We start from the raw sequence: 256 nt of genomic DNA, 5'->3' as shown, positions 1-256 counted from the left end.
ATTTGCATGTCATAACGACGCGCCACGTCGATCATGGAAACCATGGCATCGACGGCACTGACATTGCTTCCTTCCAGTGCACCACTCACCAGACGTGCATTCTCGTCTGCTGGTAGCGCACCGGGCTCACCACCCTCATTGGGTGGCACTCTGAACAAGCCATCGTCTCCACGCACCAACGCCTGCTGGTCTGGCGTGACCAGCTTGATACGGCCAACGTCGACCATCGCCTCAGGCCCTTCGCCCTGGGGAATAG

The 256-nt window shown here is 59.0% G+C and carries 1 protein-coding gene; it reads right to left on the bottom strand.

The window, feature by feature from the left end; genetic code table 11:
- Window positions 1-227 (bottom strand): flagellar basal body rod C-terminal domain-containing protein (locus Q5762_RS38985; RefSeq protein WP_315897054.1); only part of this gene is annotated, 227 nt, incomplete at its 3' end.
- Window positions 228-256 lie beyond the last annotated feature (29 nt).

Origin of the sequence: Streptomyces sp. P9(2023), assembly GCF_032436795.1 — a bacterium.
GTDB lineage: Bacteria > Actinomycetota > Actinomycetes > Streptomycetales > Streptomycetaceae > Streptomyces.
The sequence above is the reverse complement of the archived record's forward strand: the minus strand, read 5'-3'. Positions and strand labels throughout refer to the sequence as shown.